Source organism: Corynebacterium sp. ACRPJ (genome assembly GCF_022347345.1).
Classification (GTDB): Bacteria; Actinomycetota; Actinomycetes; order Mycobacteriales; family Mycobacteriaceae; genus Corynebacterium; species Corynebacterium tuberculostearicum_D.
In genome coordinates this window covers 78,115-104,491 of sequence record NZ_JAKRNC010000009.1, presented here as the reverse complement: position 1 = coordinate 104,491, position 26,377 = coordinate 78,115, and the positions used below count along the sequence as shown (strand labels likewise).

Here is a 26,377-nt window from a genome sequence, read left to right as displayed (position 1 = left end):
CTACCTTACGCCCGAAGCCACCCGCTTTACATGTCGGCGGCCGCGATGAGCCGGCGCGTGTAGTCCGTGCTGGGCGAGGACCATATGGAGTCGGTCGCGCCGTGCTCGATGAGCCGGCCGCGGTCAAGGACCGCAACGCTATCGCATAGGTGGCGCACCACCGCGAGATCGTGGGTGACAAAGAGCAGGGTGAGCTTGCGCTTGGCGATGACCCCCGCCAATAGCTCCAGCACCTGGGCGCGCACCGACATATCGAGGGCAGAGACGGCTTCATCGGCCAGCAAGATATCCGGCTCGCCGCACAGCGCGCGGGCGATGGAGATGCGTTGGCGCTGGCCGCCGGAGAACTCGTGCGGGAAGCGATCGAGGCTCTCGGCAGGCAGCCCGACCTCCTCAAGCGCGGCCGCGGCGCGAGCGCGCTTGTCGGCCTTGCTGGGGCTGCCGGGGATGGCCTCTGCGATGGATTTCCAGATTTTCAGGCGCGGGTTGAGCGAGCCTTGTGGGTCTTGGAAGACCATCTGCACGCGGCCGCGGACGTCGATGTCACCACTCGTGGGCTGGTCGAGCCCGGCGATGAGCTTGAGCAGGCTGGTCTTGCCCGAGCCGGAGCCGCCCACGATGCCGAGGCGCTCGCCGTGGTGCACGCGCAGGTCGATACCATCGAGCGCGGCATGTGCGCCGTGGACCTTGCTGACCCCGCGTAGCGTCACCAGCGCATCTTCCGCCGTGGCCGGAGAAAGGCTCAGCTCCGGCGGCCGCGAGGAGGCGATGAGCGTGCGGGTATAGGGATGCTCGGGGTGGACAAGTACGCGCTCGGTGGGACCGGATTCCACCACCGCGCCCTGGTGCATGACCAAGACGTTGGGGCACATGCGGCGGATTACGCCCAGGTCATGGGTGATAAAGATCAGAGCGGTGCCGTGGGCCTTGGTGACCCGCTCAATGACGCGCAGCACGCCATCTTGGGTGGTGGCATCCAGCGCGGTGGTTGGTTCATCGCAGATGAGGAGGTCGGGGCGCCCGGCCATGGCCATGGCGATGAGCACGCGCTGGCGCTGCCCGCCGGAGAGCTGATGCGGGAACCGGGAGGCGACATCGGCGGCTAGGTCCACCTCGTCGAGCGCGGCCGCGCAATCGCGCACCCCGGCCTGGGAGAGCTGCGTGCCTATGCGCATGAGCGGATCCAGCGCGCTCATCGGCTCTTGGAAGACCATCGCCATGGTGGACCCGCGCAGGGGACGGATGCGGGCATCGCGCGCGCCGATCACCTCGGTCCCGTCCACGGTCACGGAGCCAGTCGCGCGCACCCCATCGGGCAAAAGGCCCATGATGGATAGCGCCGTGAGGGATTTGCCGGAGCCGGATTCACCAATGATGCCGAGCTTCTCGCCGGCCGCGAGCTCGACGTTAATGGGGCCTAGCAGGGCAGTGGTGGACCCGGTGGCGGTAACCGTCAGGTTATCTACGTGGAGCAGGCTCATCGCGTGGATCCTTTCAGGCGGGGATCGAGGAGGTCACGGAGGGCGTCGCCAAGCAGATTAAAGCCCAGCACTGTGGCAGCAATGGCCAGCCCCGGCCAGAAGGCCTGCAGGGGAGCGGTGCCCAGCAGCGACTGGGAATCTTGCAGCATCCGGCCCCAAGAGGCCGCCGGCGGGGCGGTGCCCAGGCCGAGGTAGGACAGGCCGGCCTCGGCCAGGATGGCGAGCGCGAAGTAGACGGAGGCCTGCACGATGAGCAGCCCGGTGAGATTGGGAAGGATATGGCGCAGCGCCACCTTCCAGCCCGGCACTGCGGAAATGCGCGCGGAGGAAATAAAGTCCTGCGTGATAACCTGCAGCGTGCCCGAACGCGCCACGCGGGCGAAGGAGGGGATGCCGGCGATACCGATGGCAACCATGGCAGTCAGCGTCGAAGGGCCCCACACCGCGCCGGCAATAATCGCCAACAACAGCGCGGGGAAGGCAAGCAACAGATCCGCGCCGCGCATCACCAGGGCATCTACCCATGTGCCGCGGCGCATGCCGGCCAGGATGCCCAAGGGCACGCCCACGAGGGCGGCAATGCCCACCGCAATGAGCCCGACGAAGACCGTAATCTGGGCGCCCGCCATGATGCGGGAGGCGGTATCGCGCCCAAAGCGGTCCGTTCCCAGGAGGTGCTCGGCGCTGGGGCCAGCAAGGCGCACATCCGGGTGCGCCAGCGTCGGGTCATACGGCGTCCACACCAGCGAAAGTAGCGCCATCAGCACCGTGGCGGCAACGAGGAAGGCACCTAGCCAGCCAGAAAAACGCAGCTTCATTATTTCTCACCTGCCGTGATGCGCGGATCGATGAATCGGTAGGCCACATCCGTTAAGGCATTGACTACCAAGGCGAAGGCAACGAGCAGCATGACCAGGGTTTGCACCGTGGTCAGATCGCGCACCGACACCGCATCCAACAGCATGGAACCAATACCGGGGATGACAAAGACGGATTCGATCACCACAGCACCCACGACCATCGTGGTCAGCTGCACGCCGGCCACGGTAAGCACTGGCAGCGCCGCATTGCGCAGGCCATGGCGCTTGAGCGCCTCCCACGGGGACTGGCCGAGCGCACGAGCGGTGCGGATATAGTCCTGATGCAGCACATCAAGCACCGCCGAGCGCACATAGCGCGTTAGCATTGCACCTTGCACCACGGCCAGCGAAATGACCGGCAGAATAAGGTGGCGGATAAACTCGCCCGCGCCCTGGTTCGGTGGCACCCACCCATTGGCCGGCAGCCAGCCCAGATGGACGGCAAAGATGGCCACCAGAATGATGCCGAGGAGGAAGCTTGGCACCGCAATGCCCAGCTGCGTGCCGGCCGACACCACATCCGCGCCGCGGCTACGGTTGCGCAACGCCAGCCACATGCCCACCGGGATAGCTCCGGCCAGCGCCAGCAGCATCGCCAGGCCAATGAGGATGAGCGTGACCTGGGCGCGGTCTAACACCAGCGGCGTAATATCCTGCTGCGAGGACAAAGACTGCCCAAAGTTGCCGGTAAATAGGCCCTTTACCCACTCCCAATACTGCGTAAGCAGCGGGCGGTCCAGCCCCAGTTCGGAGCTCAGCTTGCCGACGGCCTCTTCGGTCGCATTCACCCCCAGCGCCACCCGCGCCGGGTTGCCCGGCACCGCGCGCATGAGCGCAAAAATGATGATGGAGGCTACAAAGAGCGTCAACGCGAAGCGCAGCAACGGGCGCACGATGGCGCGCCCCGTGGTGCGAAGGGAACTCATCGGGCCTCCTTTTCGGTGTTTTCTGCGGAGGTGGTTTTAGCGTCCGGGTCCGCGTCGGCAGAGGTCAGGTCGCGCAGTATGAGCGCGTCGGTGACCTGATCTGGGTGAAGCCCGCGCACGCCGGCGCGAGTGAGCACGATATTGGGCATATTCATGAGCGTCAGCGCGCCCGCATCCGCCATGATCTGGTCCACGGCCTGCGCCATGAGCTTGGGGTAGTCCTTCTCGGGGGCGGAATCGGCCTGGGCCAAAAGCTCGCGGGTGCGCGGGGAATCGTAGTTGAGGTAATAGTCCGGATCGCCGAACAAGGTGGGCACATCGCGCGGCTCCACGTGGGAGATGAGCGACATCTGATAGTCTTTCGCGCCCATGACCTGGCCTAGCCACACGGCTGGGAACTCGGCGGATTCCAGCGTCACCTTAAAACCAACCTCAGTAAGCTGCGAGTACAGCAGCTCGGCGACGGTCTGGGCGTAGGGCAGCGTCGGCGTGGTCAGCGCAATTTCGGCGCCTTCCGCGCCGGCCTCCGCGAGCAGTTGGCGGGCCTTGTCTGGATCGTAGTCGTAGTAGTGCTTGTCCTCGAACCACGGATCCGTTGGCGGGATCGGCGCGCCGCCGGTGTCTTTAGCCATCCCATTCCACAAAATGTCATTGGCCGCCGAGCGGTCCACGGCATAGGCCACGGCCTGGCGCACCCGTGGATCGTCGAAAGGCGCGCGGGCATTATTCATGGACAACAGCACCTCACCATTGGTGGTGCCGACCTCGGTAGCGATGCCCTCTTTGACGTCATCAAGAAGCTCCGGGTTCTGCACGCCCCAGACCACGTCCACGCCGCCGGCCTGCAGCGCATTGACCGAGGAGATGGTATCCGGGAAATAGCGCACCGTGACATCCTGTGCGGCGGGCTTTCCCCAATAACCGTCGCGAACGTGCAGCTCTACGAATTCCGAGGGCGCAAAGCGGGAAACCTCATAGGGGCCGGTTCCCACCGGCTGGGCGGCGAGGTTATCCATGCCGTGGGGCGTCATCATCGCGCCGGTGGCCGTACCCATGGACCACAGCCAGCCATTGGACGGCTGCTTGAGGCGCACCTTAAGCGTGTGATCGTCTACTGCCGTGGTCGTGTCTACCGGATCCATGGCCGCAGAGATACCGTTGGTCCACTTCTCGCGCACGTAGTTAATGGAAAAGGCGGCGGTCTCAGCGTTAAAGGCATCGCCATTGGAAAAGGTGACGCCGTCGCGCAGGTGGAAGGTATAGGTTCGGGCATCGTCGCTGATATCCCACGAAGTGGCAAGTCCTGGGGTAATGGAGCCGTCTTCATCGATGCGCACGAGGGTCTCGTACACGTTGTCCATAAGCACGGCGGGGATGGCGGCGCCACCGGTGGTGGTGAAATCCAGCGAGGTGGCCGCAGAGGTGGAAGCTACGGTGAGGGCAGAAGGTGCGGCGTCGCTGTCTGCCTGGGTGGTATCAACCACCGCGGTATGGCCCGCGGAACACGCCGAGAGGGTTCCTACAGCGGCCGCCATGGCGAGGCTGCCCAGCGCCCTACTGGCGCGAAATCTTCTCATAGAAAGCAGGGTAGCCGGTGGGTTTAGCTGCCGTGAAACTTATGCAAAATTTCCCGGAGTGGGGATAACTTCTAGGGGTGAAACGCCCCCGCGCACGCTATTCATCGCCAGCTTCATGCGGTCCGCGCGGTAGAGATAGACCGCCAATTCCACCGGCTCGCCGGAGTGGTTGGAAATCTCCATCTGCAGCCGCCACAGCGGGGTACCCGTAGCCACGCCAAGCGCTTCAGCATCCTCGGCATTGGCTTCTTCCAACGTGAGTTCGCGGCGCACATTATCAAAGTCCACGCCGCAATCGCGCAGGTGCGCATGAATGGATCCGGCATCCGCATCGAAGTCCAGGATGTGCTTTCCCACCACCATGGGGAAATACATGCGCTCGATGGCAATGGGGTGGTCTTCGGCATAGCGCACGCGGTGGACAAAGACGACATTTTGTTCTGGGTCTACGCGCAGAAAGCGGGTGATGTCTCGCGGAGCGCGGCGGCGAGCTAACCAGAGGGTGTGCTGTTGCGGATCCACGTCATATTCGCTCAGCCAGCTGGAAATGGAGTAAATCGATTCAAAAAGCTCTGCCTGGGTCGAGGCCAAAACGGTGGAGCGGCGCCCGCGGCCTGAGGACACTAGCCCTTCGGCCCGCAAAGCTGCAACGGCTTGGCGCACGGGTCCGCGGGAGGAAGAAAACTTCTCGCACAAGTCTGCTTCACTAGGCAGGAAATCGCCTGGTTGCAGCACGCCGGAGCTGATCTGTTCTCGCAGGTAATAAGCGATCTTCTGATGCTGCTGTTTATCGCGTGGGCTCATTCAACCTTTGTCCTTAGTTTCTCCGGGGCCTTTCCCAGCGGAGCGAAGCACAGTAATGTTATTCCATTTTGCAAAGGCGCGCTAATGCAATAACGCTACTGCGCATTTGATCCCCGCCCGGCCGAGGGGAGAAGGCAAAGGAAAAGGCCACGCGCCGTCCGACCAGCACCGAGATGCTAGGCGAGCACGCTAGGCTATGTGACCGTGGACGAGAGCACCGAAACGATTGAAGTACGCGCTGCCAGCGGCAGCGCGCGCCTAGGCAAGGCGGTAGCGGTGGCGATCATCATCGCCATCGCGCTGCTGGTTATCGGTGGGGTGCTTATCTACTCGGCGTTGCAGGAACCGGCCGATACGCGCCTGCATTCCGTTTATCTCATTGCCGCGCTCATGCCCCTAGGCGGGGCGCTGTGCGCCATGCTGGCGGTGGTGGCCTCCGTGCGGCGCCGGGCGCGTCCGGTGCTGCGGATCGGCGAGGAGATTTCCTTGCCCCACCAGCGGATCAGTTTCGCCGCCTCTGAACTAGAGCGCGTGCAGTTCTATTCGCTCGAGTTGGGTCAGAATTTCCTCGCCCTGATTCCAGGCGGGGTGCGCGTTTCTACCTTGGACGAGGCCCAACGGTATTCGGCCCGCCTGCCGGAGCAGGCGAACCTGGGCCCGCGGGAACTCGAGGGAAAGCTCCGGGAACGGTTCCCCGGCGTTCCCATTGACCACCTGGGCCAGGTGCGGGCCGAAGACTAGCTCGGGGTGCCGGCAACGCGTGCCGGATCGAGCTGCCAGCCCTGCGCGAGCAGCTGCATATTCTTGATTACTTCCTCGTGCGAGCTGGACTGCAGCGAGACCATGAGCTCATCGGCCTTGGCGTGCTCCTGGAAGGTATCGAGGTAGTTGGCCACCTCATCGGCGGTGCCGACGGCGGAGTACTTCAGCATGTCTAGGATCTGCTGGCCCTGGTACGAGCCGATGATCTGCTCTACCTGCTCGTCGGTGAGGTGCTTGCCGCGGCCGGCGAAGGCCTTGACGCGATTGAAGCACACGCGCTCGTATTCTTCCTGTGCCTCTTGGGTGGTATCGGCGGCAGTGACGTTGACGCCGGCGATGACATAGGGCTTGCTAAAGCGCTCGGAAGGCTGGAAGTGCTCGCGGTAGTAGGTGGTGGCCTGCTCGAGGTGCTGCGGGGCGAAGTGGGAGGCAAAGGCATAAGGCAGGCCGAGCTTGGCGGCCAGCGAGGCGCCGAACATGGACGAGCCCAAAATATAGATAGGCACGTTGGTATTCGCGCCTGGAATGGCGCTGACTCCAGGGATATAGGACTTGCCCTCGAGGTAGGAGTTGAGCTCCTTGACGTCTTCGGGGAAGCGCTCGGCAGAGTGGGCGTCGCGGCGCAGGGCACGGCCCAGGGTATTCATGTCCGTGCCGGGGGCGCGGCCCACGCCCAAGTCAATGCGCTCGGGGTACATCTCCTCCAAGGTGCCGAATTGCTCGGCGATGACATAAGGGGAGTGGTTGGGCAGCATCACGCCGCCGGAGCCCAAGCGGATGCGCTCTGTTTTCGCACCGATGTGCGCGATGAGCACGGCCGGGGAAGAGGACATGATGGACTTCATATTGTGGTGCTCGGTGTACCACATGCGGGAGTAGCCCAGTTTCTCTGCTTCCTGTGCCAATTGCACGGAGCGGGCGATGGACTGTGCTGGAGTTTCGCCCTCATAGATGGTGCAGAAGTCCAAGACGGAAAGATGCGCGCGTTCGGTCACGGTGGAGGGCCTTCCTTTGCTTCGGTAGGTGCTCTATAAGTTCTCTCCTTCCAACGGTACGCGCCGCTCGACTATTCCGGTCCGGGGGCGATACAGCAAGGCTGCGTGGGGAGCGGTAGGCACACAGAAATCTCCCCTCCGCCTCGGCGCTGCGATGCAGTGCGGAGAGGGAGGGGAGTGAAGCAGGAGAAGGGTACTAAGCCCCGGCGAGGGCCTCAGCCTCGGCCGGTTCTTCCGCTTGTGGGTTGGCGGCGGCGTGCTTCTCGCCGGCCTTGGTGGCGATATCGACAACGAGGCCGATGACTGCCGCGATAGCGGTAGGAACAATCCAGCCCAAGTCCACGGACTGGCCGGGCGCCAGGCTCAAGAGGGGATCGAGTGTGTCGGCGCCCCAGCCCTGGGCGGCGATGACGGACAGAGCCGACCACAGCACCGATACCCACAGCGCCAGGCGGTAGGTCCAGTAAAAGACGACGGACTTCTTTACCACCGGCTGGATCAGGGTGAGGGCGATCAGGGAGATAGCGGGTGGGTACAAGAAGGTGATGAACGGAACCGCGATAGACAGCACCGTATCCAGGCCCTGGAAGGCAAAGAGGATGGACAGCGCGGTAAACAGGCACGCCCATACGTGGTACTTGACCTTGGGCATGAGCATCTCGAAGAAGGCCGAGGTGGAGGTGATAAGGCCCACCGCGGTGGTCATGCAGGCCAGGATGACGATGGCAGAGAAGACTGCCTGGCCGATGGTGCCCATGGTGAGATTGGCGGCGTCGGCAAGCAGGGGCGCTCCCGACTCATAGGACTGGCCGTTAGGAATGGTTTGGCCTACCCACGCCAAGCCTAGATAGATGGCGGCCAGCAAAAAGCCCGCAATAAGCGCGGCGGTGATGGTGCCGTTGACCAGGGACTTGCGGGTCTTAAAACCCTTGGAGCGCAAGGACGCAACAATCACGATGGAAAAGGCCAAGCCGGCAATCGCGTCCATGGTGTTATAGCCCTCGAACAGGCCGGTGACCATGGGGGAAGAAGAATAATCCTCGGTAGGGGTCTGGGGATCGCGGCCGTTGCTAAAAGCGGCCAAAGTGATAAGGACGATCAACAGCGCTACCAGGGCTGGGGTAAGGAACTTCCCCAAGGTATCGATGATGGTGTTCGGGCTCCAGGCCAGCACTAAAGCGATAAGGAAGAAGACGATATTGAAGATGCCATTGGCCATCGTTCCTTCCCAGCCCAGAAGTGGGGTAATGGCGGTTTCCATGGACACGGCGCCGGTGCGCGGCAGGGCGTAGAAAGCACCGATGGCCAGGTAGGCCATCACGGAAAAGACCAAGCCGAAGAGGGCGCCGCCGTTGGAGCTCAAATCGCGCACGGAGCGGCCAGAAATGGCAACGGCAACAATAGCTAGGACCGGAAGGAGCACGCCGGCGGCCAGGAAGCCGAGGACGGCGGGCCAAAAGTTGGTGCCGGCCGAAACGCCCACCATGGGCGGGAAGATGAGGTTGCCGGCGCCGAAGAACATCGAAAACAGCATCAGCGACGCAATTACGATGGTGGCGCCGGGCTTAGAGGTGCTTGACGCAACTGGGGTAGCCATTGTGGCTCCTTAATTTTCCATGTACAGCTAGAATGCGAGGAAGCTTTCCCATTCCGCCGAGGGTGGTGGCGGAGGCGGGGTGCCTCTTCGCGGTCCGAGGTGGCGGGTCACGCCTGTTCGTGTAATGAGACATTACCGCCCACATGGTGAGAAATCAAAGCGTGGGGGTGACGCAGAATACATGGTGGTCCCAGCTGGTTCGGCCTAATCGAGGTCCGCGAAGGCGCGCTCCATGCGGTCGAGCGCTTCTTCCAAGATTTCGCGTGAGGTAGAAAAGTTCAATCGCGCATGACCCGGGCCGCCGGTGCCAAAGGTATCGCCCTCATTAAGCGCTACCTTCGCATTCTCCCGCAACCACTTGGCCGGCTGCGGGTTGCCGCCGATAGCGGTATCGGCAAAATCCAACCACAGGAGGTAGGTGGCGTCCGGCTTGCTGGTCTTTAAGCCGGGGATGCGCTGAGGCAGCTCCTCCACCAACCAATCGCGGGTCTGTCGCAGGTACGCTATTTCTTCATCGAGGAAGTCGCCGCACTTGCGGTAGGCAGTCTCCGCAGCAAGCACGCCTAGAGTGCCCGTGCCATCCTTGGCTACGCCTGTGAGGCCATTCCACGTGTGTACATCGGCCGTGTTGGAGAAAATGATCTGCGCGCACTTCAGGCCAGCTGTATTAAAGGCCTTGGACGTCGCGGTTACCGTGATGGTGCGCTCCGCGGCCGCCGCGCCGAGCGAGGCCACCGGAATATGCCGGCCCTCATAGACCAGCGGGGCATGGATTTCATCGGCCAGGATGCGCGCATCATATTTTTCTGCCAGTTCTACCAGGCCGGTGAGGTAGTCCTCGTCCAACACACGGCCGAGTGGATTATAGGGATTGGCCAGCAAAATAGAGCCAGCGCCCGCTTGGAAGGCGCGCTCAATATCGTCCAGTTCCAAGCTGGTCTCGATCTTTTCGCGGCCTGCGGTGCGTGGTAGCTCCAGCAGTGGAGGGTAGGAAGGCACGGGCACGATGACCGGGGAGCCTTCGCGGGTAAAGTACTGCACTCCTAGCAAAAGACCCCGCACTACGTCCCCGATCCAGAAAATATGTTCCGAGTTGGGGCGCCAGCCATAGCGCGTGTCATAAAAATCAGCCACAGCCTCGCGCAGCCCCGAGGCCTTAGGCGCTGGGGTATAGCCAAAGGTTTCCTTATCCACCATCTCTTCCAGCGCCTTTTTTACGGCGGGCGCGGTGGGGAAATCGGACTCCGCGATCCACAGCGGCAGGACGTCTTCCTCGAAGACGGTCCACTTGCGGGTTCCGCGGGCTTGCAACTCTTCTAGGCTAGGAAACTCCATGGCCATAACCATAACGCGAAGCCCGCGGCCACCCCAGCGCTTTTATGCGCTTTTATTCATCTGCCTTGTCAGCCCACCGGGAGTCCTCCTCCGCGTCTTCGGATTCGGAGGCAGGGCCGGAGACAAAACCATACTTCTTCAACCGGCGGCGGTCCGCGGCCGAGGTGGATTGGGTGAGTTTGAGCAACTCGGCATAAATGCCACCGGATTGCGCCAGTTCGGCCGGCGAGCCCATTTCATCAATGCGGCCGCGATCCAGGGTGATGATGGTATCCACATCCGCAATGGTGGACAGGCGGTGGGCAATAATCAGCGTGGTGCGGTCCTTCATTAGCTCATCCAGGCCGGCCTGCACGGCGCGCTCGGACTTGGTATCCAGCGCCGAGGTGGCCTCATCCAGGACCAGGATGGGCGCGTCCTTGAGCATGGCGCGCGCCACGGAGACGCGCTGCTTCTGCCCGCCGGAAAGCTTCAGACCGCGCTCACCAATGACCGTGTCATAGCCGTCCGGGAAGGCTTGGATAAACTCATGGGCATTGGCGCGCTTGGCGACGTCCACGATTTCCTCCTCCGTGGCACCCGGCTTGCCATAAGCGATGTTCTCGCGAATGGTGCCGGAAAAGAGGTAGGACTCCTGGAAGACCACACCCACCGAGGCGCGCAGGCGCGAGGCGGTGAGATCGTCTACCCGGTGCCCCAATACATCCAGGTGCCCGGCCGAGGGGTGGTAAAGGCCTAGCAGGAGATTGACCAACGTGGACTTGCCGCCGCCGGATTCGCCCACGAGCGCCACCTTGTGGCCCTCAGAGGCGGCGAAGGAAATATCCTCCACCACGGGCTTGCCTTCCTCGTAGGCGAAGGAGACGTGGTCAAAGGAGAAGACCGGCGCGCCGGGTGTGGGTTCGAGCGGCGGGATAGGAGTGAGATCCAGTTGCGGGGTATCGGAGCCGGTGGTGGCGGCTACCAGCTCGCGCGAGGCGGTGGGTTCGAGGTCTTCTTCCATGACCTTGAAATAGTCTTTAGAGCCGGCGATCGCGCGCTGGGCAGAGTCGACGATCCAGCTCATCATGAACACCGGCTGCTTGGCCATGGCCACCATCTGCAACAGCATGACCATGTCACCGAGGGTGAAGTGGCCCTCGAGCGTGCGCCAAAAGACCACCGCATAAATGCCCAAGAAGATTAATGCCATGGCAATCCCGCGGAAGGTATCCATCAAGTGCCACCAGTTGGATTGCGGCTTGGTGGTATCAACCACGCTACGGTAGCGGCGAGCAAAATGGTCGAGCTCGCGGGTCTCGCTCACAAATGACTTGGCCACCTTGACCTGGCCGATGACCTCCGCAAAGCGGCCATTGGCTAAGTCGATATTTTCATTTTTGGTGGCCTCAAATTTCTGCCAGCGCTTCGAAGTCAGCGCCGTAAGCCACATATAGACGGGGAAGAGCAGAGCCAGCAAGATGGCCAGCGGCCAGTAATACCACGCGGTAATGGCCAGCACGGCGACGGTCTGGATGATCATCGTGAAAAAGTTATTAGAAAAGGACTGTACGAATTGCGTGATATTGGCAATCGAGCGATCTAGCCGGGCGATGATCGTGCCGGTGACCTGGTTATCGTAATAGCCTTGGGGAAGTGCCAAAAGCTTGGCAAAGTAGCGGGTGGATAGGATTTGGCGCAAGCGCGCGACCATGACATCGCCGATATAGCCGCCGATATTGCGGAAGAGGGCATTGGCGGCGTCGGCAAGAAAAAGCGCAAAGGCCAAGAGTAAAACGGTGCGCAGCGCAGCGTCGACCGGGCCATCGTTTTGCAGAGCCTCCACGATGGTATCGGTGGCCTGGCGGGTCAAAAAGGGAGAGACCAAAGCCAGCACCGCGGTGACCGCGGCGGCGGCTAGCACGCCGAGATAAAAAGGCCACAGGGCAGAAGCACTGCGGGTGATGCGCAAAATGGAATTCATAAATGACCACACTCAATTCAAAACGGCGGGTAGTGCGCGAATTTAGGAAATAGGAGAGATTTAAGCGACTGCCCAGTATGCCACATGCGGCGTTAACGAGCGTAAATGCCTAAGTTCCGGAAGGAGTAGGCTAAGGTACTTGTGCAGAAATACAACAATCTTCGCGTGCAAAGGATCCATCCACGGTGAAAATTTCTCACACATTCGGCGCGGGCGTGGTCAGCGTTCTCGCCGTGACCCTGACCGGATGTAGCGTTCTCCAGCCGGAAGAAACAGGGCTCGGGGACAATATCACCGTCTCCAGTTCCGAAGAGGCTCCGTATGAGGCCAAGGACACCGACGATAAAGAGGTCACCTCTAACCTGGCCGAACCCGTTGAGGATAAAGGCCTTGGCGTGAGCTGGGAGCTGCAAGGGGTGTATTCCGATAATAACTCCGGTGGCTCCGTGGTGACCATCCTGCTGAAGAATGAAAACGACGTGCCCTTGCCGGTCGACGCCTTTGAAGATCCCACCCTTGAGCGTGCCGACGGCAACGGCGGCTGGGCCAAGATCAACTCCTTGCCCTATGACAAGGAATCTGCCCCAGACGTGGAGCCACCGGGGCTCGATCACCCGTTGGGCGCGGGCGCTTCGGTAAACCTGCAGTACCGCTTTGACGTCACGCCAGGCAATCTGTGGAATGCTCGCTTGCACATTGGCAACGTGACCTGGGTAGGAGACCTTAATCTATGACGGAACTTGTAGTCTTGGCCTCTGCCGCGGGTGAACCCATCGGCACCGCTCCCAAGGCCGAAGTTCATACCACCGATACTCCGCTGCACTTTGCCTTCTCCGCCTGGCTAACCTGCAGCGGCAAGGTGCTGGTAACCCGCCGCGCGCTGGGTAAGCTCACCTGGCCCGGGGTGTGGACCAATGCCTTCTGCGGCCACCCCGCCCCCGGCGAGGAAACCGCCGATGCGGTACTGCGCCGCGCCACCTTTGAGTTGGGTATTGCGCCTGGAGACCTGTCTACCCCGCAGCTTATCCTGCCGGATTTTTCTTATCGCGCCGTGGATTCCTCGGGCACGGTAGAAAATGAAATCTGCCCCGTGTACACGGTGGAGCTTTCTACCGACGCCGCGTGGGAACCCAACCCAGACGAGGTGGATTCCTATCAATGGGTCGAGCCGGCGCAGCTTTTCGCCGCGGCCGATGCCATGCCCGGAGTCTTTAGCCCGTGGATGATTGACGAGCTAGCGGACGATAAATTGCGCGCTGCGCTGTAATTTCGGTGCGCCAGTTTTATAGGTCATCTTCGTCGTAGAAGGCCGCGGCCACATAATCCAAGGTGGCATAGGCTAAGCGGCGCTCGTCCGTATCCAGGTCAAATTCCAGCACGTTATGGTCATCGCCGTAGCTGGGGAATCCGGGCTCGCCAGTGGTGGCAAAGTGGCGCAGCCATTCATTGAGCTCACTGGCGGGGGTTTCCTCGCCGGCCTCGTTTCTGCTTCCGTCAAAAAGAGGGCCCAATTCCGCACAATGCACCGCGGGGGAATGGGTGCGCGTAAACTCCATCATCCACGTCGGGCCTGGGGCATGCGCAGCCACCTGGGCGGCCCACCGGCGCACGGCGGCGTCACCGATGAGACGGCCCATTGGCCGCTGCGGATCCACGTAGTGCGCTAGCTGCCGCCACTGCTTGAAGTGCTCGTGCGATACGCCAAATTTGGGCGAAAGGTAGCTGGTAATAAAACCGGCTAGCGCCATCTTGTCTATGCGCTGCGCGGCGGGCATATCGTAGAACTCATCGCGGGTAGAGGTCACCACGATGGGAATATCCGCCAGCTCCTCGGCCTGCAATGGGGCAGGACCTAAAGCAACGTCGAAGCGGTATTTCTTGCGGAATTTGGCATACCCCTTGGCTAGCGATTCTGGGTCCAATTTCTCCAGAGCTTGGCGCGTTATGGACACACCGAGGCACTTGCGCAGATCCGCCACGCGGTGCTCAAAACGGTCGCGCGGGAATGCTGGCGAGAGTGCCAGTACGCGGCGGAAACCACCCCGGAAGTGATCGCGGCGCGTCAGCCATAGGCTCATCGCTGCACCGGCGGACTGGCCCACCAAAGTGATATTGGTCTTATCCCCGCCAAAGGCCTCGATATTGTCCTGCAACCATTCCAAAGCCAGCAGGCAGTCATCGATGCCGCGGTAGCGGTCCGCCTCATCGCCATCAAAGCGCGCGAAGCCAGCCAAACCGACGCGGTAGCCCACCTGCACTTGAATAACGCCGTGGCGCGCATTTGTCGTACCCGTAAGACGCGGGTCTTCGTGCGTTCCGTGCTCGTAGCGCCCGCCATGGATATAGACCACGACGGGGCACTCGGCGGCGTCGGCAGGCGCGGTAATAGACAGCGCAATGTCGTCTGGATGCGGCTCGCGGGCATCCTGGTCACAGGTGCCCTCTAGTGGCTTGGCGGGGGAGAAGGGGCTGGGTATGGTGCTATAGCGCACCGAGTGGAAATAGTGCAGGCCATCTCGGCGCACGCCGGTAATCCGGCCGGAGGCGGTGGCAACGGTAACGGGTATTTGGGCACTCGACATGTCTGCCAGATTACCGCGAGCAAGTAGGATGAGGTGCCATGGAGTGGTTGACGAGCTTGGGCAGCACGCTCTCGCAGTTTTTGGTGCAGGCGCCCGTATGGATACAAATGATCATCGTGGTGGCTATTGCCGTGCCACTCATGGTGGTCATCGCCTGGTGCCTCATGTGGGCAGTCGATCGCGTGGCCAACCGCGCCGCAGGCGTGATTTCTCAGCAGCGCAACCGCCGCACTAAAGTAGACCACCATGGCTGAGGAAAACAACGAGCGCGCACAGCAGGAACGCGCCGAGCTGCGCGCCAATCCGCGCGAGGGCCTCTGGGACCCCGAGTCCAAGCGCGCCGCCCAGTCTTCCGCCGCAACAGATACACCGGGCGCGCAGCCGATAAAGCGCAAGCGTGCCCTGCCCAAGTCCCGCGTCTCGCTCACGCTGTGGACAATGATCGCCCTCATCATCATTGTCGCGCTCATTGGCCTGTGGACTTAAAGACCCCGCCGATGGAGCCGCGCGGGAGAATCCAGTGCTAGCTCTTGCGGCTGGTGGATTCCAAACGCTGGAAGAATTCCAGCCCAGGAAGATCCTCGATAAGTAGGGCATTACCGGCCGTATCGCACAGCGGCACGCACCAATTGGGATAAAGCTCGTGGGTAGTGCCCGGCTGATTTTGCGCGCGTACATCACCCACCATGTCCACCAAGCTGGTGCACACAAGCGCCGAAGGCGTGCCAGCGATATACCGGTGCAGGGCCACGCTGAGATCCTCCTCCGCGCCGCGGGAGGCGCGCCCATCCGGATCCACGCGGTAATCGCGCTGCGGCAATAAGCCGCGGTCAGCTACCGCTCCCAGCACGCGGGCCTGCCACTCGATGTCATCGTGCTGCTCATCATCTACCGAGCGGTTCAGCACGCCCAAACGCGCGCGGAGTGAAATATGCTCGCCGCGCAGGTACGCCAAGGTCGGCGGCAGGTCGTGCGTATTAACCGAGGACAGCGCCAGCTTGCGGTACTTTTCCTGTGGCAGCGGGGAGTAGTTATCATCATCTCGTTCAAACCATACGATGGATGTTCCCAATACCGCCTTGTGGGCGAGGACATCTTGTACCCATGGCTCCAGGGTGCCGAGGTCCTCACCAATGACCACCGCGCCGGCGCGCTCTGCTTCTAGCGCCAAGATACCCACCATGGCCTCTAAGTCATAAGAGACATAAGTGCCCGTCAGCGGGCTGGCCATGCGGGGGATCCAGTACAGACGGAATAGGCCCAAAATGTGGTCCACGCGCACGCCACCGGCATGGCGCAACACGGTGGAGAGCATCTCGCGCCACGGGGCATAGCCGGCAGCGGCCAAGCGCTGTGGGTGCCACGGCGGCTGCGACCAATCCTGACCCTGCTGGTTATAGTCATCCGGCGGGGCGCCTACCGAACATTGCGGCGCCAAGTATTCGGTGAGGTTGACCGCATCGGCGCCACCCGGGTGCACACCCACGGCCAGGTCGGTGACTAAGCCGAGGCGCATGCCGGCATCGAGCGCGCGCTGCTGGGCGGCGGCCAGCTGCTCATCGCACAGGAATTGCAGCCAAGAATAAAAGCGGGTGAGCTTGTCCATATCCAGGTCCTCGGCATGGCGCTGGCCCGACTGCGCCGCGGCATCCTGCTGCGCGCACCACGCCGCGAAATCACGCAGTCCACGGCCCTCCTCGCGGGCGTAGCGCACGAAGGCCTCCTCACGCTCCGGGGTGGGCTGGTAATTAAAGAGCTCGCGCAGCACCTGTAGTTTGGCCTCAAAAATGGTATCGCGCTCAATTTCCTCGGCGCTGCGGTTGCGCTGGCGAAACTCCTCCGCCAGCTCGCGCACATCATCCTGTAAGTCCTCTGGCAAGAGCTTGAGCTCCGGGATGGATTCGATGTGCAGGTAGAGCGGGTTGATAAAGCGCCGCGTGGTAGGCAGGTAAGGCGAATTTTCCACCGGCGGCAGCGGCTCGGCCGCATGCAGCGGGTTGACCAGCAAGAAATCCGCGTACGGGGCGAGTGTTTCTGCCAGCTGGCCTAAGTCCTGGAAATCACCAATGCCCCACGAGAAATCCGAGCGCACCGAATAGAGCTGCGCCATCACGCCGCTAATCGGGCGCTCCACAAATTGATCGGCCGTAGAAAGGCGCGCCGGGGTAATGATGAGCGGGCTGGCATGCTTGCCGATGCCCCCGGACTCCAGCACCAATTCGTGGTAACCCATGGGCAGGTCCCCGGGAATGTGGAAGCTCGCCTCGCCCCAAAGCGTGCCATCGACGTTGGCGTCCGGGGCATCATTGGGATCCTGGTAGACCTCGCGGGTGCCTCCTTCCTCCAACTCAATGTGTACGTTGGCGGCATCGCCCGCGTGCACGTGGACCACGAACCCGCGCTCTTGACCTTGGGGTGCGACAACGCAGTGGGGGAGGGGCTGGGAGGAGCGGTCCAGGTAGTCGTCGTAAAGCAGCTGCGTCAGTGCCGCATCGTCCGGATTATCATCGATGGCCACGCCCAAGGCGCGCAGGGTATAGGCAATAGTGTCTTCAGCGACGTGGACGGGGAAACCAGACTGGGAGGTATAGCTGGTGGCCACACCGTGGCGCTGGGCGAGTTCTTCAAGCAAGGCGCGGGTAGTCACAGGCCACATTGTGCCACGGGGACAACGCGCCTGCTGGGGAACAGATTGGTACAGTAGGCGGAGATTAATAATTAGCTGTTCGAAAGGACACCGCGTGACCCTGCAAGAAGTCCACACCCCAGCCCAATTTACTATCGAGCCGGGCGAAACCTGCTTGACCGCCCTGATGGACACCGCCAAGAAGCGCCCTCACGGCGTCATGTTTACCCGCCCGGCTAACTACGAGTGGGTCAACGTCACGGGCAAAGAATTCATCGATGAGGTCTTTGAAGTAGCCCAGGGACTTATCGCACTGGGCGTGCAGCAGGGGGACCGCGTCGCCCTCATCTCTGCCACCCGCTATGAGTGGTCCCTGCTGGACTTTGCCATCTGGGCCGCCGGTGCGGCCTCCGTGCCGGTCTATCCGTCCTCGTCCGCCTCCCAGGTGCGCTGGATCATCGAGGACTCCGGCGCCGTGCTCGCCATTACGGAAACCCGCGAGCACTCCGAGCTGGTAGAAAACCTGGTGCTGCAAGAAGACGGCGAGCCCAACCTCAAGGGCTCCCCCTCCCAGCTGCGCCGCGTGCTGGAAATTAACTCCTCTGCCATCGATACCTTGAAGTTCGAGGGCCGCGGCGTGGCCACCGAGGAGGTCTACGCCCGCATCAAGGCCACCTCCACCGATGACCTGGCCTCCCTGGTGTATACCTCGGGCACCACTGGTCGCCCTAAGGGCTGTATCTTGACCCATCGGAATTGGCTGGCCCAGACCCGCGGTCTGTGCACCAACCCGATTGGCATCTTCGCCGTGCCGGGCAGCCATACCTTGACCTTCCTGCCGCTGGCACACGTCTTTGCCCGTGCGGTATCCATTGCGGTGGCCATGCGCGGTGCCTCCCAGAACCACTGGTCCGATTTTTCCACCATTTCTATCGAGTTCGCCCGCTCCCGCCCGAACGTCATTTTGGGTGTGCCACGTGTCTTTGAAAAGGTGCGCAACTCCGCTGCCGCTAAGGTGGCCGATTCCGGCATCAAGACCTTGCTTTTTGAGCAATCCGAGAAGGTAGCCATCGAGTACTCCAAGGCTTTGGATAAGCCGGAGGGCCCGGACCGCCTGCTGAAAGCCAAGCACAAGGTCTTTGACAAGCTGGTGTACTCCACCATCCGCAAGGGCGTGGGTGGCAACGTGAGCTACTGCATTACCGGTGGCTCGGCCATGGGCCACGACCTGCTGCACTGGTACCGCGGCATCGGCATCCCGGTCTATGAGGGCTATGGCTTGACCGAGGTCGCCGCCGCGGCCGCGGTGGACTTTGTGGACCAGTCCATCGGCACCGTTGGCCCGCCGATGGGTGGCGTGACCTTCCGCATTAACGATGAAGGCGAAATCTGCATCAAGGGAGATATCGTCTTCCACGGTTACTGGAATAATCCGGAAGCCACGGCCGAGGCCCTCGAGGATGGCTGGTACAACACCGGCGACCTAGGTGAGATTGATGAGGACGGCAAGCTTGTTATCACCGGCCGCAAGAAGGATCTCATTGTCACGGCCGGCGGCAAGAATGTCTCGCCTGGCCCGATGGAGGATATCCTGCGCGGACACCCGCTTATCTCCCAGGCCATGGTGGTAGGCGATGGCAAGCCCTTCGTCGGCGTGCTGCTGACCCTGGATCCGGACATTTTGAAGCGCTGGAAGCTAGACCACAACATTCCGGAGAATCGCTCCATGCGCGAGCTGGCCACCGATCCGACCCTGCGCGCGGAGCTGCAGGATGCCATCAACCAGGTCAATGCCACCGTCTCCCATGCGGAGGGCATCAAGAAGTTCTACATCCTCGAATCTGACCTAACCGAGGAAGAAAACGAGCTGACCCCCACCATGAAGGTCAAGCGCAACGTGGTTTCGCAGCGCTACGCCGCAGCCATCGAGCACCTGTACAAGTGCTAGGCTGCGCGGTGGGTACACCCGAGGGAATTCCCTCGGGTGTTTCTTTTTGCCCTGCTTGCCGACGCCCCCTTCTGCAGCTCACCTCACCATCCTCACCCCAGTGCGGGCGAACCTGCCATAAACCTGTGAATGGCTTCGGAGTGTCGCGCGCTCGCGGCGGCGGATCTCGCATAAAGTCGTGAGGCGTTACAGCAAACCTCAACCTCTACTAGAGGTTAGAAATGGGACCGTGGAAGGAGTGGCTCGAAGCCAATGCACAAAATCGCCGCCGAGCTGCGCCACCGCGAGCTTACGCAAGAGATTTACAATATCGGCGACGAAGTCGCAGAGTACCTCGAGCACCTCATTGAAGCCATCGAGGATTGGGACGAAGAGCTGTGCATGGATTGCCTAGCCGAGCTGGGCGATATCGTCGAAGACGCCCGCGTTGATTCCGGCCGTTGTGTAGGTGAGCTGATGGGCCTGCGCCAAGCCCTGGTCTCCGGCGTGCGCTCCGGCACCATTTCCGCCGCTTCTTCCGGCGTGAACGACGTGGAAGAGCCGGAACAACTAACCCCGCGCCTATTGGATGAGCGATTCCCCATCTCCAAGCCCATCGTGGTGCACGAGTTGGCCGAGTCCCTGCGCTCTCGCACCCAGGCCGTGGCGGATTACCTCCGCGAGGTAGTGGAGTACGTGCTTGCACAAACCGACGCCGTGGCCCGCAACCTCGACATGGTCTCGCTGCCGCACTTGTACAAGCGCACCGGCGAGTCCGCCCTCATTGCGGTCCAAGCGTGGAAGCACACGGTGCTTGATACCCACCCGGCCTATGTCCGCACGATGCGCGGGCATAACCCACCGCAGTTCTTAGAAGAGCGCGCCCGCGTTGCCGCAGTGGTGGAAAAGGTCCGCGCTAAGCGCGAGGCGGCCCGCCGGGCTACAACTGCATAAATCACATAGCCTTCCTTGTTTCACGCAAGGGGATGTTCACGGCCGCCGAGATTCCCTCTCTCGGTGGCCGTTGAAGTTTTTCTGCGCCAGAGTGCCCCAATTCGGGGAAGCATTTAGGGAAATTTTAGGTTAACGGCTGTTCCATATAATTTTTATTATGCCTGTTCAGCGGCTTGGGTGCTGTATCCAGCAGTATTGTTGCTGGATCAACCGTAAAAATCTAAGGAGAAAATACTCTCAACGCACCGTAGGGTATTCCCCGTCCATGCGAACGCCGTGACCTAGCACCATCCACACGCGGCGCGCGCAATGTCATTTTTTAACCACATCTACAGGGAGTCAATCCATGGGCGCACGCCGAACTTCTCGCCTTATTGCCAGCGCAGTGGCCGTAGCCACCTTCTCTTCCATTACCGTCGTTTCTAGCGCCGTCGCCGCCGACGACACCACCTTCGTTGAGGAAAAGACCACCGACGATACCGTTAGCCTCAACGGCATCGAATTCGATGAGGACGGCAACCTGCTGGAGGAAAACAACGCCGGCGATAAGGCGATGGAAGAACTCGACGCGGAAGAAGACGCCGCCGAGTCCATCACCCCGTACGCCGTAGACGGTGCGGAGGGGGCCGCCGAGGCTCCGGCTTCTGAGGATGCTACCTCTGCAGAGACCACCCCATCCGAGTCCGCAGAAGAGACTTCTACTGAGGAGATCTCTGCAGAAGAAGCGGCCACCGAAGAGCCGCCCTCTGAGGAATCCACCGAGCTTTCCATTATCGAAGCTGCGGTTGTTCCAGGCCAGGACGGTAAGGACGGCCAGGACGCAGACATGTCTTCCGTCGTAGGGTTCTCTTTCCTGGCTGCACTCGTAGGTGGCGGCACGGTGCTGGGCATCCTGTCCATCATTGACTACTTCTACACCCACGGCATGCCGCCGAAGAATAGCGTCCCATGGCGCATCAACCAGTAAGACTTTCCTTATTGCAGGCGAAGTTTCGGTGGATTCGCTTGCGAGGCATTCGCCATCGCCCTCCCTTCGCGCTCACCGGCGCAGCGGATTCCGCGGTGAAAGCGCCGCTGGTGAGCGCGAAGGACGGGGTAGAGGAAGGCGGGAGGCGTGGACTTAGGCAGAACGGGCGGCTTTTTGTCTGGCGGAGATGGTGGAAATGAGGTCGGTCAGGAAGCGAGTGGGGTGGTCGATGAGCTGTCGCGGGGTATAGCAGAGGACGGTGAAACCGGCCTCGCGCAGACGTCGGTGGCGCTCACGCTGATGGGCAAGCGCCTTCGCGGGGATAATGTCGATGAGGTAGGCGCTGTTGATGCATAGGGCGGTCGTGATGCCGGGCAGCGCGGTGAAGGGCGCCTCGAAGAACATGGGCCAGGGGAAATCGGCCTCAATGAGGAGGGCGCGGGCGAAAGACTCGTAGGGAGAGCGGGAAAGGGAAGAGGCGTGGTGGATTACGGCGCGGACGATGCGGCTATTGCGCACTCGGCCCATGCGGGCAAACTCTTCCTTGAGGTCTTCTCGGCTGAGGCCGGAACGCAAAGCCGAGTCGGCGGCGATGAGGCCGTCGGTGAAGCCGTGGTAGCGGGCGACGTCGATAACCGCGCGGGCCTTGGAAACGCAGCGGGTGCCGTCCACGAGGACGGGCTCGGGAAGTAAGGCTTTGCGGTAGATGCGCTCGGGATGGCGGCGGTCCTTGTGGGGAAGCGTATTGGTGGGAAGGGCCATTTCAATCTTTTCCTCGGCCGTGGCGATGACCCACAGTCCGTGCACTCGGGCGGCAGACTTGGAGATGAGCACCGCGGTATAGGCGCTGCGGGCGGCGGCGATGGCGCGCAGGCGCAGCTGGGAGGGGAAGTCGAGGCAGTGGTAGTGATCGCGCCGGACTGCGATACGCGGTGCGAGTTTGAGGTAGGTGCCGTTTTTCAGGTCGGTCCAAAAGGTGGGGTGGTTGGTGCGGATGGAGTCGATATTGGTCAGTGGTGGTGTCATGCCTCCTAGGAAAGGGCACGCTGCCGGCCGGCGCGAGGAGGTGGCGGCCGGGCCTGTGGATAACAAGGCTGCAGGGAAAGGCGAGTGAGCGAAGTGGCGGCTGGGAAAGTTACGGCCACAGTTATCCACAGTCGGAGGCGACATCCCTTGCACGTGGGTGCAAAAACGGTAAAGCCCGCGCCGGCCACAAAGAAGCGGGCGCGGGCGAGGACGCGGCACGAACTAGACGGCCGGGGGAGGGGTGACCTTGTCTAGCTGCTCGGTAATCTGCGGCCACAGCTGGCCCATGATGTCATCCCAGGTAAGGATCCACACGGCATTGTCCTTATCGGCCTTGCCCACCATGACGAGCTGTTCATTGCGCGCACGCATATGGTCCAGTGTCTTTTGCACGGTGGTAGAAGAAGACACAGAAAGAGCGGGGCGAGAGAACTCGAGTACCGGGGCCTCCGGCTCGGCCAGCAGGGTATCGCGCACGTGGACCACGCGCGGGACGCGGGAGTCTTTGGGAAAGACCAGCACGCGCATGATGTTCTTGCGCACCACGAGGTCTTGGAGATCCTCCACGGTGGCGTCGGAAGGCAGGGGCACTACCTCAGAGCCGTGGGCGCGGGCCATGGCGCCAACGGTGGAATTCTCCAGCTCGATGACATCAGAAATCTGGTTGGCGGAGTCATCGTCCAAAGCACCGGTCTCGCGGGAATGCTCAACCAAGGTGCGCAGGGTTTCGGCATCATAGCCGGCGGCACCGGCGCGGTCGACGGGTTCCTCACCCGTCATGGCGACCAGCTTATTTGCCATGACGTTTATCCACTTCAGCAGTGGGCGGAAGAGCCACACGAAGCCCCGCGCGGGAACCGCGATGACCTGTAGGGCGGTTTCCGGGTGGGTAATCGCCCAGGACTTCGGTGCCATCTCACCTAGAACGAGGTGGAGGAAGGTAACTACGAAGAGTGCGAGGAGGAAGCTGACGACGTCGGCAATGCCCAGCGGTAGGCCTGCGGCCTCCAGCGGCGCCATGAGCAGGTGGTGCACCCAGGGCTTGGTTACAGCACCGAGGACGAAGGTGGCAGCGGTAATGCCCAGCTGCGCGCCGGCGAGCATGATGGTCAGCTCATTGAGCGAGCGCAATCCGGCGCGGGCGGTACGGGAGTTTTCCGCATCCTCTTCCAAGCGGTTGCGGCGAGCGCCCATCAAGGAGAACTCGATAATCACAAAGAAGCCGGAAGCGGCGATGATAAGGAGGGTAACGAGGAGGTTAAACCACCACGATTCGGTCATTATGCATCCTCCTTCTTATCGGCATCATCGGAGTGGTCGGAGTAATCCTCCACCAACTCGATGGCGAGCACGGACGGTACGTGGCGGTCCACCTCTTGCACGCGCAGGCGGAGGGAGCGGACGGGTGCTTCATCGTGGTCAACCCAGTCATCGGGTTCGGCCTCGAGCTGGATGGTGTGTTCCTCGCCTACCTCAGGCAGAGCACCGGAGTGGGCAATGACGAGGCCGGCGACAGTCTCAAAGTCGCCCTCAGGCAGGTCGTGGCCGATGGCGCGCTCGATCTCATCAATCGGCGTATCGCCGTCGACCAACCAGTGGGATTCGTCCTGCTCGGTGATTTCCTCGGTTTCTTCGATATCGTGCTCATCGGTGACATCGCCCAAGATTTCCTCGGCCAAGTCCTCCATGGTCACGATGCCTACGAAGCCGCCGTACTCATCGATCACGCACGCCATCTTCTGGTCGCTATCGCGCAGCTCTTCCACCACATCCGGCAGCGGCATCAACTCAGGGACCACGACGGCCTCCTGCATGATGCTGGTGGCCTTGGTGGCGGCGGGCAGGTCGCTTCCCAGGACGTCGATAAGATGCACCACGCCGATTGGATTGTGCTCATCGTCGATGACGGGGTAGCGCGTGTGGTCGGTAGACATCATCTCGCGGACCTCACCGAGGGTGGTGTCCGGGTCAATGACGTCCACGCGGGAGCGCGGAATCATGGCGTGCTCCACGTCGTGCTCGGGGAAGTCCAGCAGGCGGTCGAGCACCATGTAGGTATTTTCATCCAGATCGCCGGCCTCATGGGAGGAATCCACGATGGATTCCAGGTCATCGGCGGTGGCGGAGGAGTCCACGTCTTCTACCGGTTCGATGCCAAAGACCTTAAGGATGGCATTGGAAGAGTACTCGAAGAAGTGGATGAGCCAGCCAAATAGTCGCAGGTAGAGCTGCGTGGAGGCGGCCAGCCAGCGCGCCGTCTTCATCGGTGCGGCGATGGTGTAGTTCTTGGGGAAGAGCTCCGCAAACAGCATCGTCGCAATCGTGGAGATGAAAAGTGCCGCGATGGTACCAACGGTGACTGACACTGCGGACGGAACGCCGACGCCGCCAAGCAACGTACCCAGTCCCTGGCCCACGAGCGGCTCGGCCACATAGCCGATGAGCAGGCCGGTAATCGTAATACCGAGCTGCGCGCCCGAGAGCATGAAGGAGGTCTGCTGAGTAATAGCCAGCGCGCGTTGGGCTGTCTTATCCCCCTCAGCAGCCTGGGTCCGCAGCTGCGTGCGATCCACGGACATAAAGGAAAATTCTTGGGCCACGAAGTATGCGTTCGCGACGATGATGAGGCCAATGACTACGAAGCCGGCCAGGATCATCAAAATAGCCGATAACATGATTTACTCCCCACCGCCTAGAAGGAGGTAGGGACATCGACTCGGAGGTTCCACTGAGGGTGCCTTTCTACTTGGGAAGATGGAAACATACTACATGCTCAACCCCGCTTTCGGCCATTTTGTTCCCGGCCTATTAGGGTTTTATCCATGACTGAACCCTTCGGGCTGTATATCCACGTTCCTTTCTGTGCCACTCGTTGCGGGTATTGCGATTTCAATACCTATACCCCGGGCGAGCTTGGCAGCTCGCGCGATCTCACTGGGCCCTACCTGGATGCCTTGGACCGCGAGCTGGAATTGGCGGCCGCGCGCGTGGGCCGCCCGGCCGAGACCGTATTCATTGGCGGCGGCACGCCTTCGCTGCTGGGCGGGCAGGGCCTGAGCCGCATCCTGAACACCGTCCGTTCCACCTTCGGCCTGAAGCCTGGGGCGGAGGTCACCACTGAATCCAACCCGGAGTCCACCTCACCGGAGTATTTTGCCCAGCTTGCCGACGCCGGCTATACCCGCATCAGCCTCGGCATGCAGTCCGCATCCCCGGGCGTTCTCCAGGTCCTCGAGCGTGCCCATACCCCCGGCCGCGCCTTTGCCGCCGCCCGCGAGGCCCGCGCCGCCGGCTTCGAGCACGTCAACCTGGACATGATCTACGGCACTCCCACCGAAACCGATGACAACGTGCGCGAGACCCTCGATCGCGTGCTAGAAACCGGCGCGGACCACGTCAGTGCTTATTCGCTCATCGTAGAAGACGGCACCCGCATGGCGCGCAAGGTCAACAAGGGTATCCTGCCCGCCCCCGATGAGGACGTGCTGGCTCGGCGCTATGAGATGATTTCCTCCACCCTCGAGGCAGAAGGCTTTGAGTGGTACGAGGTCTCCAACTGGTCCAAGCCCGGCGGCGAGTGCGAGCACAACCGCATCTACTGGGTAGACGGCAATTGGTGGGGCGCCGGCCCAGGCGCCCACTCGCATTTGGGCAACGAGCGCTTTTTTAACGTCAAGCACCCCTCGCGCTATATCGATGCCCTCGGCCGCGACGAGCTGCCCATCAAAGAAACCGAGACGCTTACCGACGCCGACCGCCACATGGAGAAAATCATGCTCGGCCTGCGTCTGCGCGAGGGAATCCCGGAGGCCTGGCTCGATGCCCACGCCGCGCCCGCCCTCGAACGCTTTATCGGCCGCGGCCTGCTCGAGCGCGCTGGCGATCGCGTACGCATCACGAAGCCCGGCCGCCTGCTGGCCGATGGCATCATCACCGATCTCCTCGTCGCCGAAGAAACCTAATCCTCCTCCCGTCTAAACTTGAAAGCACGTGAA

Annotated in this window: 23 protein-coding genes; 9 read left to right on the top strand and 14 right to left on the bottom strand. The window is 61.8% G+C overall.

Annotated elements, in window-relative coordinates:
* Window positions 1–26: 26 nt before the first annotated feature.
* From MHY08_RS07740 to MHY08_RS07720, 5 genes are read right to left on the bottom strand one after another with little or no spacing between them, the layout of a single operon-like run.
* Window positions 27–1,481 carry an ABC transporter ATP-binding protein gene (locus MHY08_RS07740; RefSeq protein WP_204611214.1) on the bottom strand — a complete coding sequence of 485 codons (1,455 nt, stop codon included), beginning with the start codon at window positions 1,479–1,481 and terminating at the stop codon, window positions 27–29.
* Complete coding sequence (locus MHY08_RS07735; protein ID WP_239229422.1) at window positions 1,478–2,299, bottom strand: ABC transporter permease; 822 nt, start codon at window positions 2,297–2,299, stop codon at window positions 1,478–1,480. Before MHY08_RS07735 ends, MHY08_RS07740 begins: the two co-directional genes overlap by 4 nt.
* Window positions 2,299–3,267: an ABC transporter permease gene (locus tag MHY08_RS07730; RefSeq protein WP_239229424.1), complete on the bottom strand. Its 969-nt coding sequence runs from the start codon at window positions 3,265–3,267 to the stop codon at window positions 2,299–2,301. The genes MHY08_RS07735 and MHY08_RS07730 overlap by 1 nt, the downstream gene beginning before the upstream one ends.
* Complete coding sequence (locus MHY08_RS07725) at window positions 3,264–4,844, bottom strand: ABC transporter substrate-binding protein (protein WP_239192473.1); 1,581 nt, start codon at window positions 4,842–4,844, stop codon at window positions 3,264–3,266. Before MHY08_RS07725 ends, MHY08_RS07730 begins: the two co-directional genes overlap by 4 nt.
* A 39-nt stretch (window positions 4,845–4,883) precedes the next feature.
* On the bottom strand, window positions 4,884–5,648 hold the full coding sequence (locus MHY08_RS07720) for a GntR family transcriptional regulator (protein WP_239192476.1): 765 nt from the start codon (window positions 5,646–5,648) through the stop codon (window positions 4,884–4,886).
* Window positions 5,649–5,852: 204 nt separating this feature from the next.
* Here MHY08_RS07720 and MHY08_RS07715 point away from each other — a divergent pair, with 204 nt between their 5' ends.
* A complete protein-coding gene (locus MHY08_RS07715) occupies window positions 5,853–6,389 on the top strand; it encodes a hypothetical protein (RefSeq protein ID WP_239192479.1) in 537 nt (178 codons plus the stop codon).
* On the opposite strand, the gene MHY08_RS07710 is transcribed toward MHY08_RS07715, so the two are convergent.
* The 4 genes from MHY08_RS07710 to MHY08_RS07695 all read right to left on the bottom strand — a co-directional run bounded on the left by MHY08_RS07710 (window position 6,386) and on the right by MHY08_RS07695 (window position 12,300).
* A complete protein-coding gene (locus tag MHY08_RS07710) occupies window positions 6,386–7,405 on the bottom strand; it encodes an LLM class flavin-dependent oxidoreductase (protein WP_239192482.1) in 1,020 nt (339 codons plus the stop codon). The genes MHY08_RS07715 and MHY08_RS07710 overlap by 4 nt on opposite strands.
* Window positions 7,406–7,601: 196 nt before the next feature.
* The gene (gene brnQ, locus MHY08_RS07705; RefSeq protein WP_239194153.1) at window positions 7,602–9,002 is read right to left on the bottom strand and encodes a branched-chain amino acid transport system II carrier protein; all 1,401 of its coding nucleotides are present in this window, start codon (window positions 9,000–9,002) and stop codon (window positions 7,602–7,604) included.
* Window positions 9,003–9,206: 204 nt separating this feature from the next.
* The gene (locus MHY08_RS07700) at window positions 9,207–10,337 is read right to left on the bottom strand and encodes a MalY/PatB family protein (protein ID WP_239229426.1); all 1,131 of its coding nucleotides are present in this window, start codon (window positions 10,335–10,337) and stop codon (window positions 9,207–9,209) included.
* A 52-nt stretch (window positions 10,338–10,389) separates the two neighbouring features.
* Entirely contained in the window at window positions 10,390–12,300 is a 1,911-nt protein-coding gene (locus tag MHY08_RS07695) for an ABC transporter ATP-binding protein (protein WP_239229428.1), read from the bottom strand.
* Window positions 12,301–12,485: 185 nt separating this feature from the next.
* On the opposite strand from MHY08_RS07695, the gene MHY08_RS07690 reads away from it, so the two are divergent.
* Together MHY08_RS07690 and idi are read left to right on the top strand one after the other, a co-directional pair.
* Window positions 12,486–13,034, top strand: a complete 549-nt coding sequence (locus MHY08_RS07690) for a hypothetical protein (RefSeq protein ID WP_239229430.1) — start codon at window positions 12,486–12,488, stop codon at window positions 13,032–13,034.
* Window positions 13,031–13,567: an isopentenyl-diphosphate Delta-isomerase gene (idi, locus tag MHY08_RS07685; protein ID WP_239194145.1), complete on the top strand. Its 537-nt coding sequence runs from the start codon at window positions 13,031–13,033 to the stop codon at window positions 13,565–13,567. The genes MHY08_RS07690 and idi overlap by 4 nt, the downstream gene beginning before the upstream one ends.
* Before the next feature lie 16 nt (window positions 13,568–13,583).
* On the opposite strand, the gene MHY08_RS07680 is transcribed toward idi, so the two are convergent.
* Entirely contained in the window at window positions 13,584–14,882 is a 1,299-nt protein-coding gene (locus MHY08_RS07680) for a carboxylesterase family protein (protein ID WP_239194143.1), read from the bottom strand.
* A 38-nt stretch (window positions 14,883–14,920) separates the two neighbouring features.
* Between MHY08_RS07680 and MHY08_RS07675 the strand changes: the two genes are divergently transcribed.
* Window positions 14,921–15,136, top strand: coding sequence for a hypothetical protein (locus MHY08_RS07675; protein WP_239194141.1), 216 nt, complete (start codon window positions 14,921–14,923; stop codon window positions 15,134–15,136).
* On the top strand, window positions 15,129–15,368 hold the full coding sequence (locus MHY08_RS07670; RefSeq protein ID WP_204611235.1) for a hypothetical protein: 240 nt from the start codon (window positions 15,129–15,131) through the stop codon (window positions 15,366–15,368). Before MHY08_RS07675 ends, MHY08_RS07670 begins: the two co-directional genes overlap by 8 nt.
* 37 nt (window positions 15,369–15,405) lie before the next feature.
* Here MHY08_RS07670 and malQ read toward each other — a convergent pair whose 3' ends face one another.
* Window positions 15,406–17,529, bottom strand: coding sequence for a 4-alpha-glucanotransferase (gene malQ / locus MHY08_RS07665; RefSeq protein WP_239229432.1), 2,124 nt, complete (start codon window positions 17,527–17,529; stop codon window positions 15,406–15,408).
* Between the two features lie 94 nt (window positions 17,530–17,623).
* On the opposite strand from malQ, the gene MHY08_RS07660 reads away from it, so the two are divergent.
* The 3 genes from MHY08_RS07660 (at window position 17,624) to MHY08_RS07650 (ending at window position 21,356) form a co-directional block, all read left to right on the top strand.
* Window positions 17,624–19,456, top strand: a complete 1,833-nt coding sequence (locus MHY08_RS07660) for a long-chain fatty acid--CoA ligase (RefSeq protein ID WP_239229434.1) — start codon at window positions 17,624–17,626, stop codon at window positions 19,454–19,456.
* A 252-nt stretch (window positions 19,457–19,708) separates the two neighbouring features.
* Complete coding sequence (locus MHY08_RS07655; protein ID WP_005324183.1) at window positions 19,709–20,389, top strand: hypothetical protein; 681 nt, start codon at window positions 19,709–19,711, stop codon at window positions 20,387–20,389.
* Between the two features lie 346 nt (window positions 20,390–20,735).
* On the top strand, window positions 20,736–21,356 hold the full coding sequence (locus MHY08_RS07650; protein WP_239229436.1) for a hypothetical protein: 621 nt from the start codon (window positions 20,736–20,738) through the stop codon (window positions 21,354–21,356).
* Window positions 21,357–21,509: 153 nt separating this feature from the next.
* On the opposite strand, the gene MHY08_RS07645 is transcribed toward MHY08_RS07650, so the two are convergent.
* The 3 genes from MHY08_RS07645 to MHY08_RS07635 all read right to left on the bottom strand — a co-directional run bounded on the left by MHY08_RS07645 (window position 21,510) and on the right by MHY08_RS07635 (window position 25,057).
* Window positions 21,510–22,382, bottom strand: coding sequence for a hypothetical protein (locus MHY08_RS07645; protein WP_239229438.1), 873 nt, complete (start codon window positions 22,380–22,382; stop codon window positions 21,510–21,512).
* 222 nt (window positions 22,383–22,604) lie between these two features.
* Window positions 22,605–23,663: a CNNM domain-containing protein gene (locus MHY08_RS07640; RefSeq protein WP_239229440.1), complete on the bottom strand. Its 1,059-nt coding sequence runs from the start codon at window positions 23,661–23,663 to the stop codon at window positions 22,605–22,607.
* Window positions 23,663–25,057, bottom strand: a complete 1,395-nt coding sequence (locus MHY08_RS07635) for a hemolysin family protein (RefSeq protein WP_239229449.1) — start codon at window positions 25,055–25,057, stop codon at window positions 23,663–23,665. The genes MHY08_RS07640 and MHY08_RS07635 overlap by 1 nt, the downstream gene beginning before the upstream one ends.
* Window positions 25,058–25,204: 147 nt before the next feature.
* Here MHY08_RS07635 and hemW point away from each other — a divergent pair, with 147 nt between their 5' ends.
* Complete coding sequence (gene hemW / locus MHY08_RS07630; protein WP_239229451.1) at window positions 25,205–26,344, top strand: radical SAM family heme chaperone HemW; 1,140 nt, start codon at window positions 25,205–25,207, stop codon at window positions 26,342–26,344.
* Window positions 26,345–26,377 lie beyond the last annotated feature (33 nt).

Excerpts from the sequence above, each read along its gene's own strand:
- idi (WP_239194145.1), top strand. The coding sequence starts at position 13,031 with ATGACGGAACTTGTAGTCTTGGCCTCTGCCGCGGGTGAACCCATCGGC.
- MHY08_RS07650 (WP_239229436.1), top strand. The coding sequence starts at position 20,736 with ATGGGCGCACGCCGAACTTCTCGCCTTATTGCCAGCGCAGTGGCCGTA.
- brnQ (WP_239194153.1), bottom strand. The coding sequence starts at position 9,002 with ATGGCTACCCCAGTTGCGTCAAGCACCTCTAAGCCCGGCGCCACCATC.
- MHY08_RS07640 (WP_239229440.1), bottom strand. The coding sequence starts at position 23,663 with ATGACCGAATCGTGGTGGTTTAACCTCCTCGTTACCCTCCTTATCATC.
- MHY08_RS07725 (WP_239192473.1), bottom strand. The coding sequence starts at position 4,844 with ATGAGAAGATTTCGCGCCAGTAGGGCGCTGGGCAGCCTCGCCATGGCG.
- MHY08_RS07720 (WP_239192476.1), bottom strand. The coding sequence starts at position 5,648 with ATGAGCCCACGCGATAAACAGCAGCATCAGAAGATCGCTTATTACCTG.
- MHY08_RS07730 (WP_239229424.1), bottom strand. The coding sequence starts at position 3,267 with ATGAGTTCCCTTCGCACCACGGGGCGCGCCATCGTGCGCCCGTTGCTG.
- MHY08_RS07670 (WP_204611235.1), top strand. The coding sequence starts at position 15,129 with ATGGCTGAGGAAAACAACGAGCGCGCACAGCAGGAACGCGCCGAGCTG.
- MHY08_RS07740 (WP_204611214.1), bottom strand. The coding sequence starts at position 1,481 with ATGAGCCTGCTCCACGTAGATAACCTGACGGTTACCGCCACCGGGTCC.
- MHY08_RS07655 (WP_005324183.1), top strand. The coding sequence starts at position 19,709 with ATGCACAAAATCGCCGCCGAGCTGCGCCACCGCGAGCTTACGCAAGAG.
- MHY08_RS07645 (WP_239229438.1), bottom strand. The coding sequence starts at position 22,382 with ATGACACCACCACTGACCAATATCGACTCCATCCGCACCAACCACCCC.
- hemW (WP_239229451.1), top strand. The coding sequence starts at position 25,205 with ATGACTGAACCCTTCGGGCTGTATATCCACGTTCCTTTCTGTGCCACT.
- MHY08_RS07635 (WP_239229449.1), bottom strand. The coding sequence starts at position 25,057 with ATGTTATCGGCTATTTTGATGATCCTGGCCGGCTTCGTAGTCATTGGC.
- MHY08_RS07695 (WP_239229428.1), bottom strand. The coding sequence starts at position 12,300 with ATGAATTCCATTTTGCGCATCACCCGCAGTGCTTCTGCCCTGTGGCCT.
- MHY08_RS07675 (WP_239194141.1), top strand. The coding sequence starts at position 14,921 with ATGGAGTGGTTGACGAGCTTGGGCAGCACGCTCTCGCAGTTTTTGGTG.
- MHY08_RS07680 (WP_239194143.1), bottom strand. The coding sequence starts at position 14,882 with ATGTCGAGTGCCCAAATACCCGTTACCGTTGCCACCGCCTCCGGCCGG.
- MHY08_RS07735 (WP_239229422.1), bottom strand. The coding sequence starts at position 2,299 with ATGAAGCTGCGTTTTTCTGGCTGGCTAGGTGCCTTCCTCGTTGCCGCC.
- MHY08_RS07700 (WP_239229426.1), bottom strand. The coding sequence starts at position 10,337 with ATGGAGTTTCCTAGCCTAGAAGAGTTGCAAGCCCGCGGAACCCGCAAG.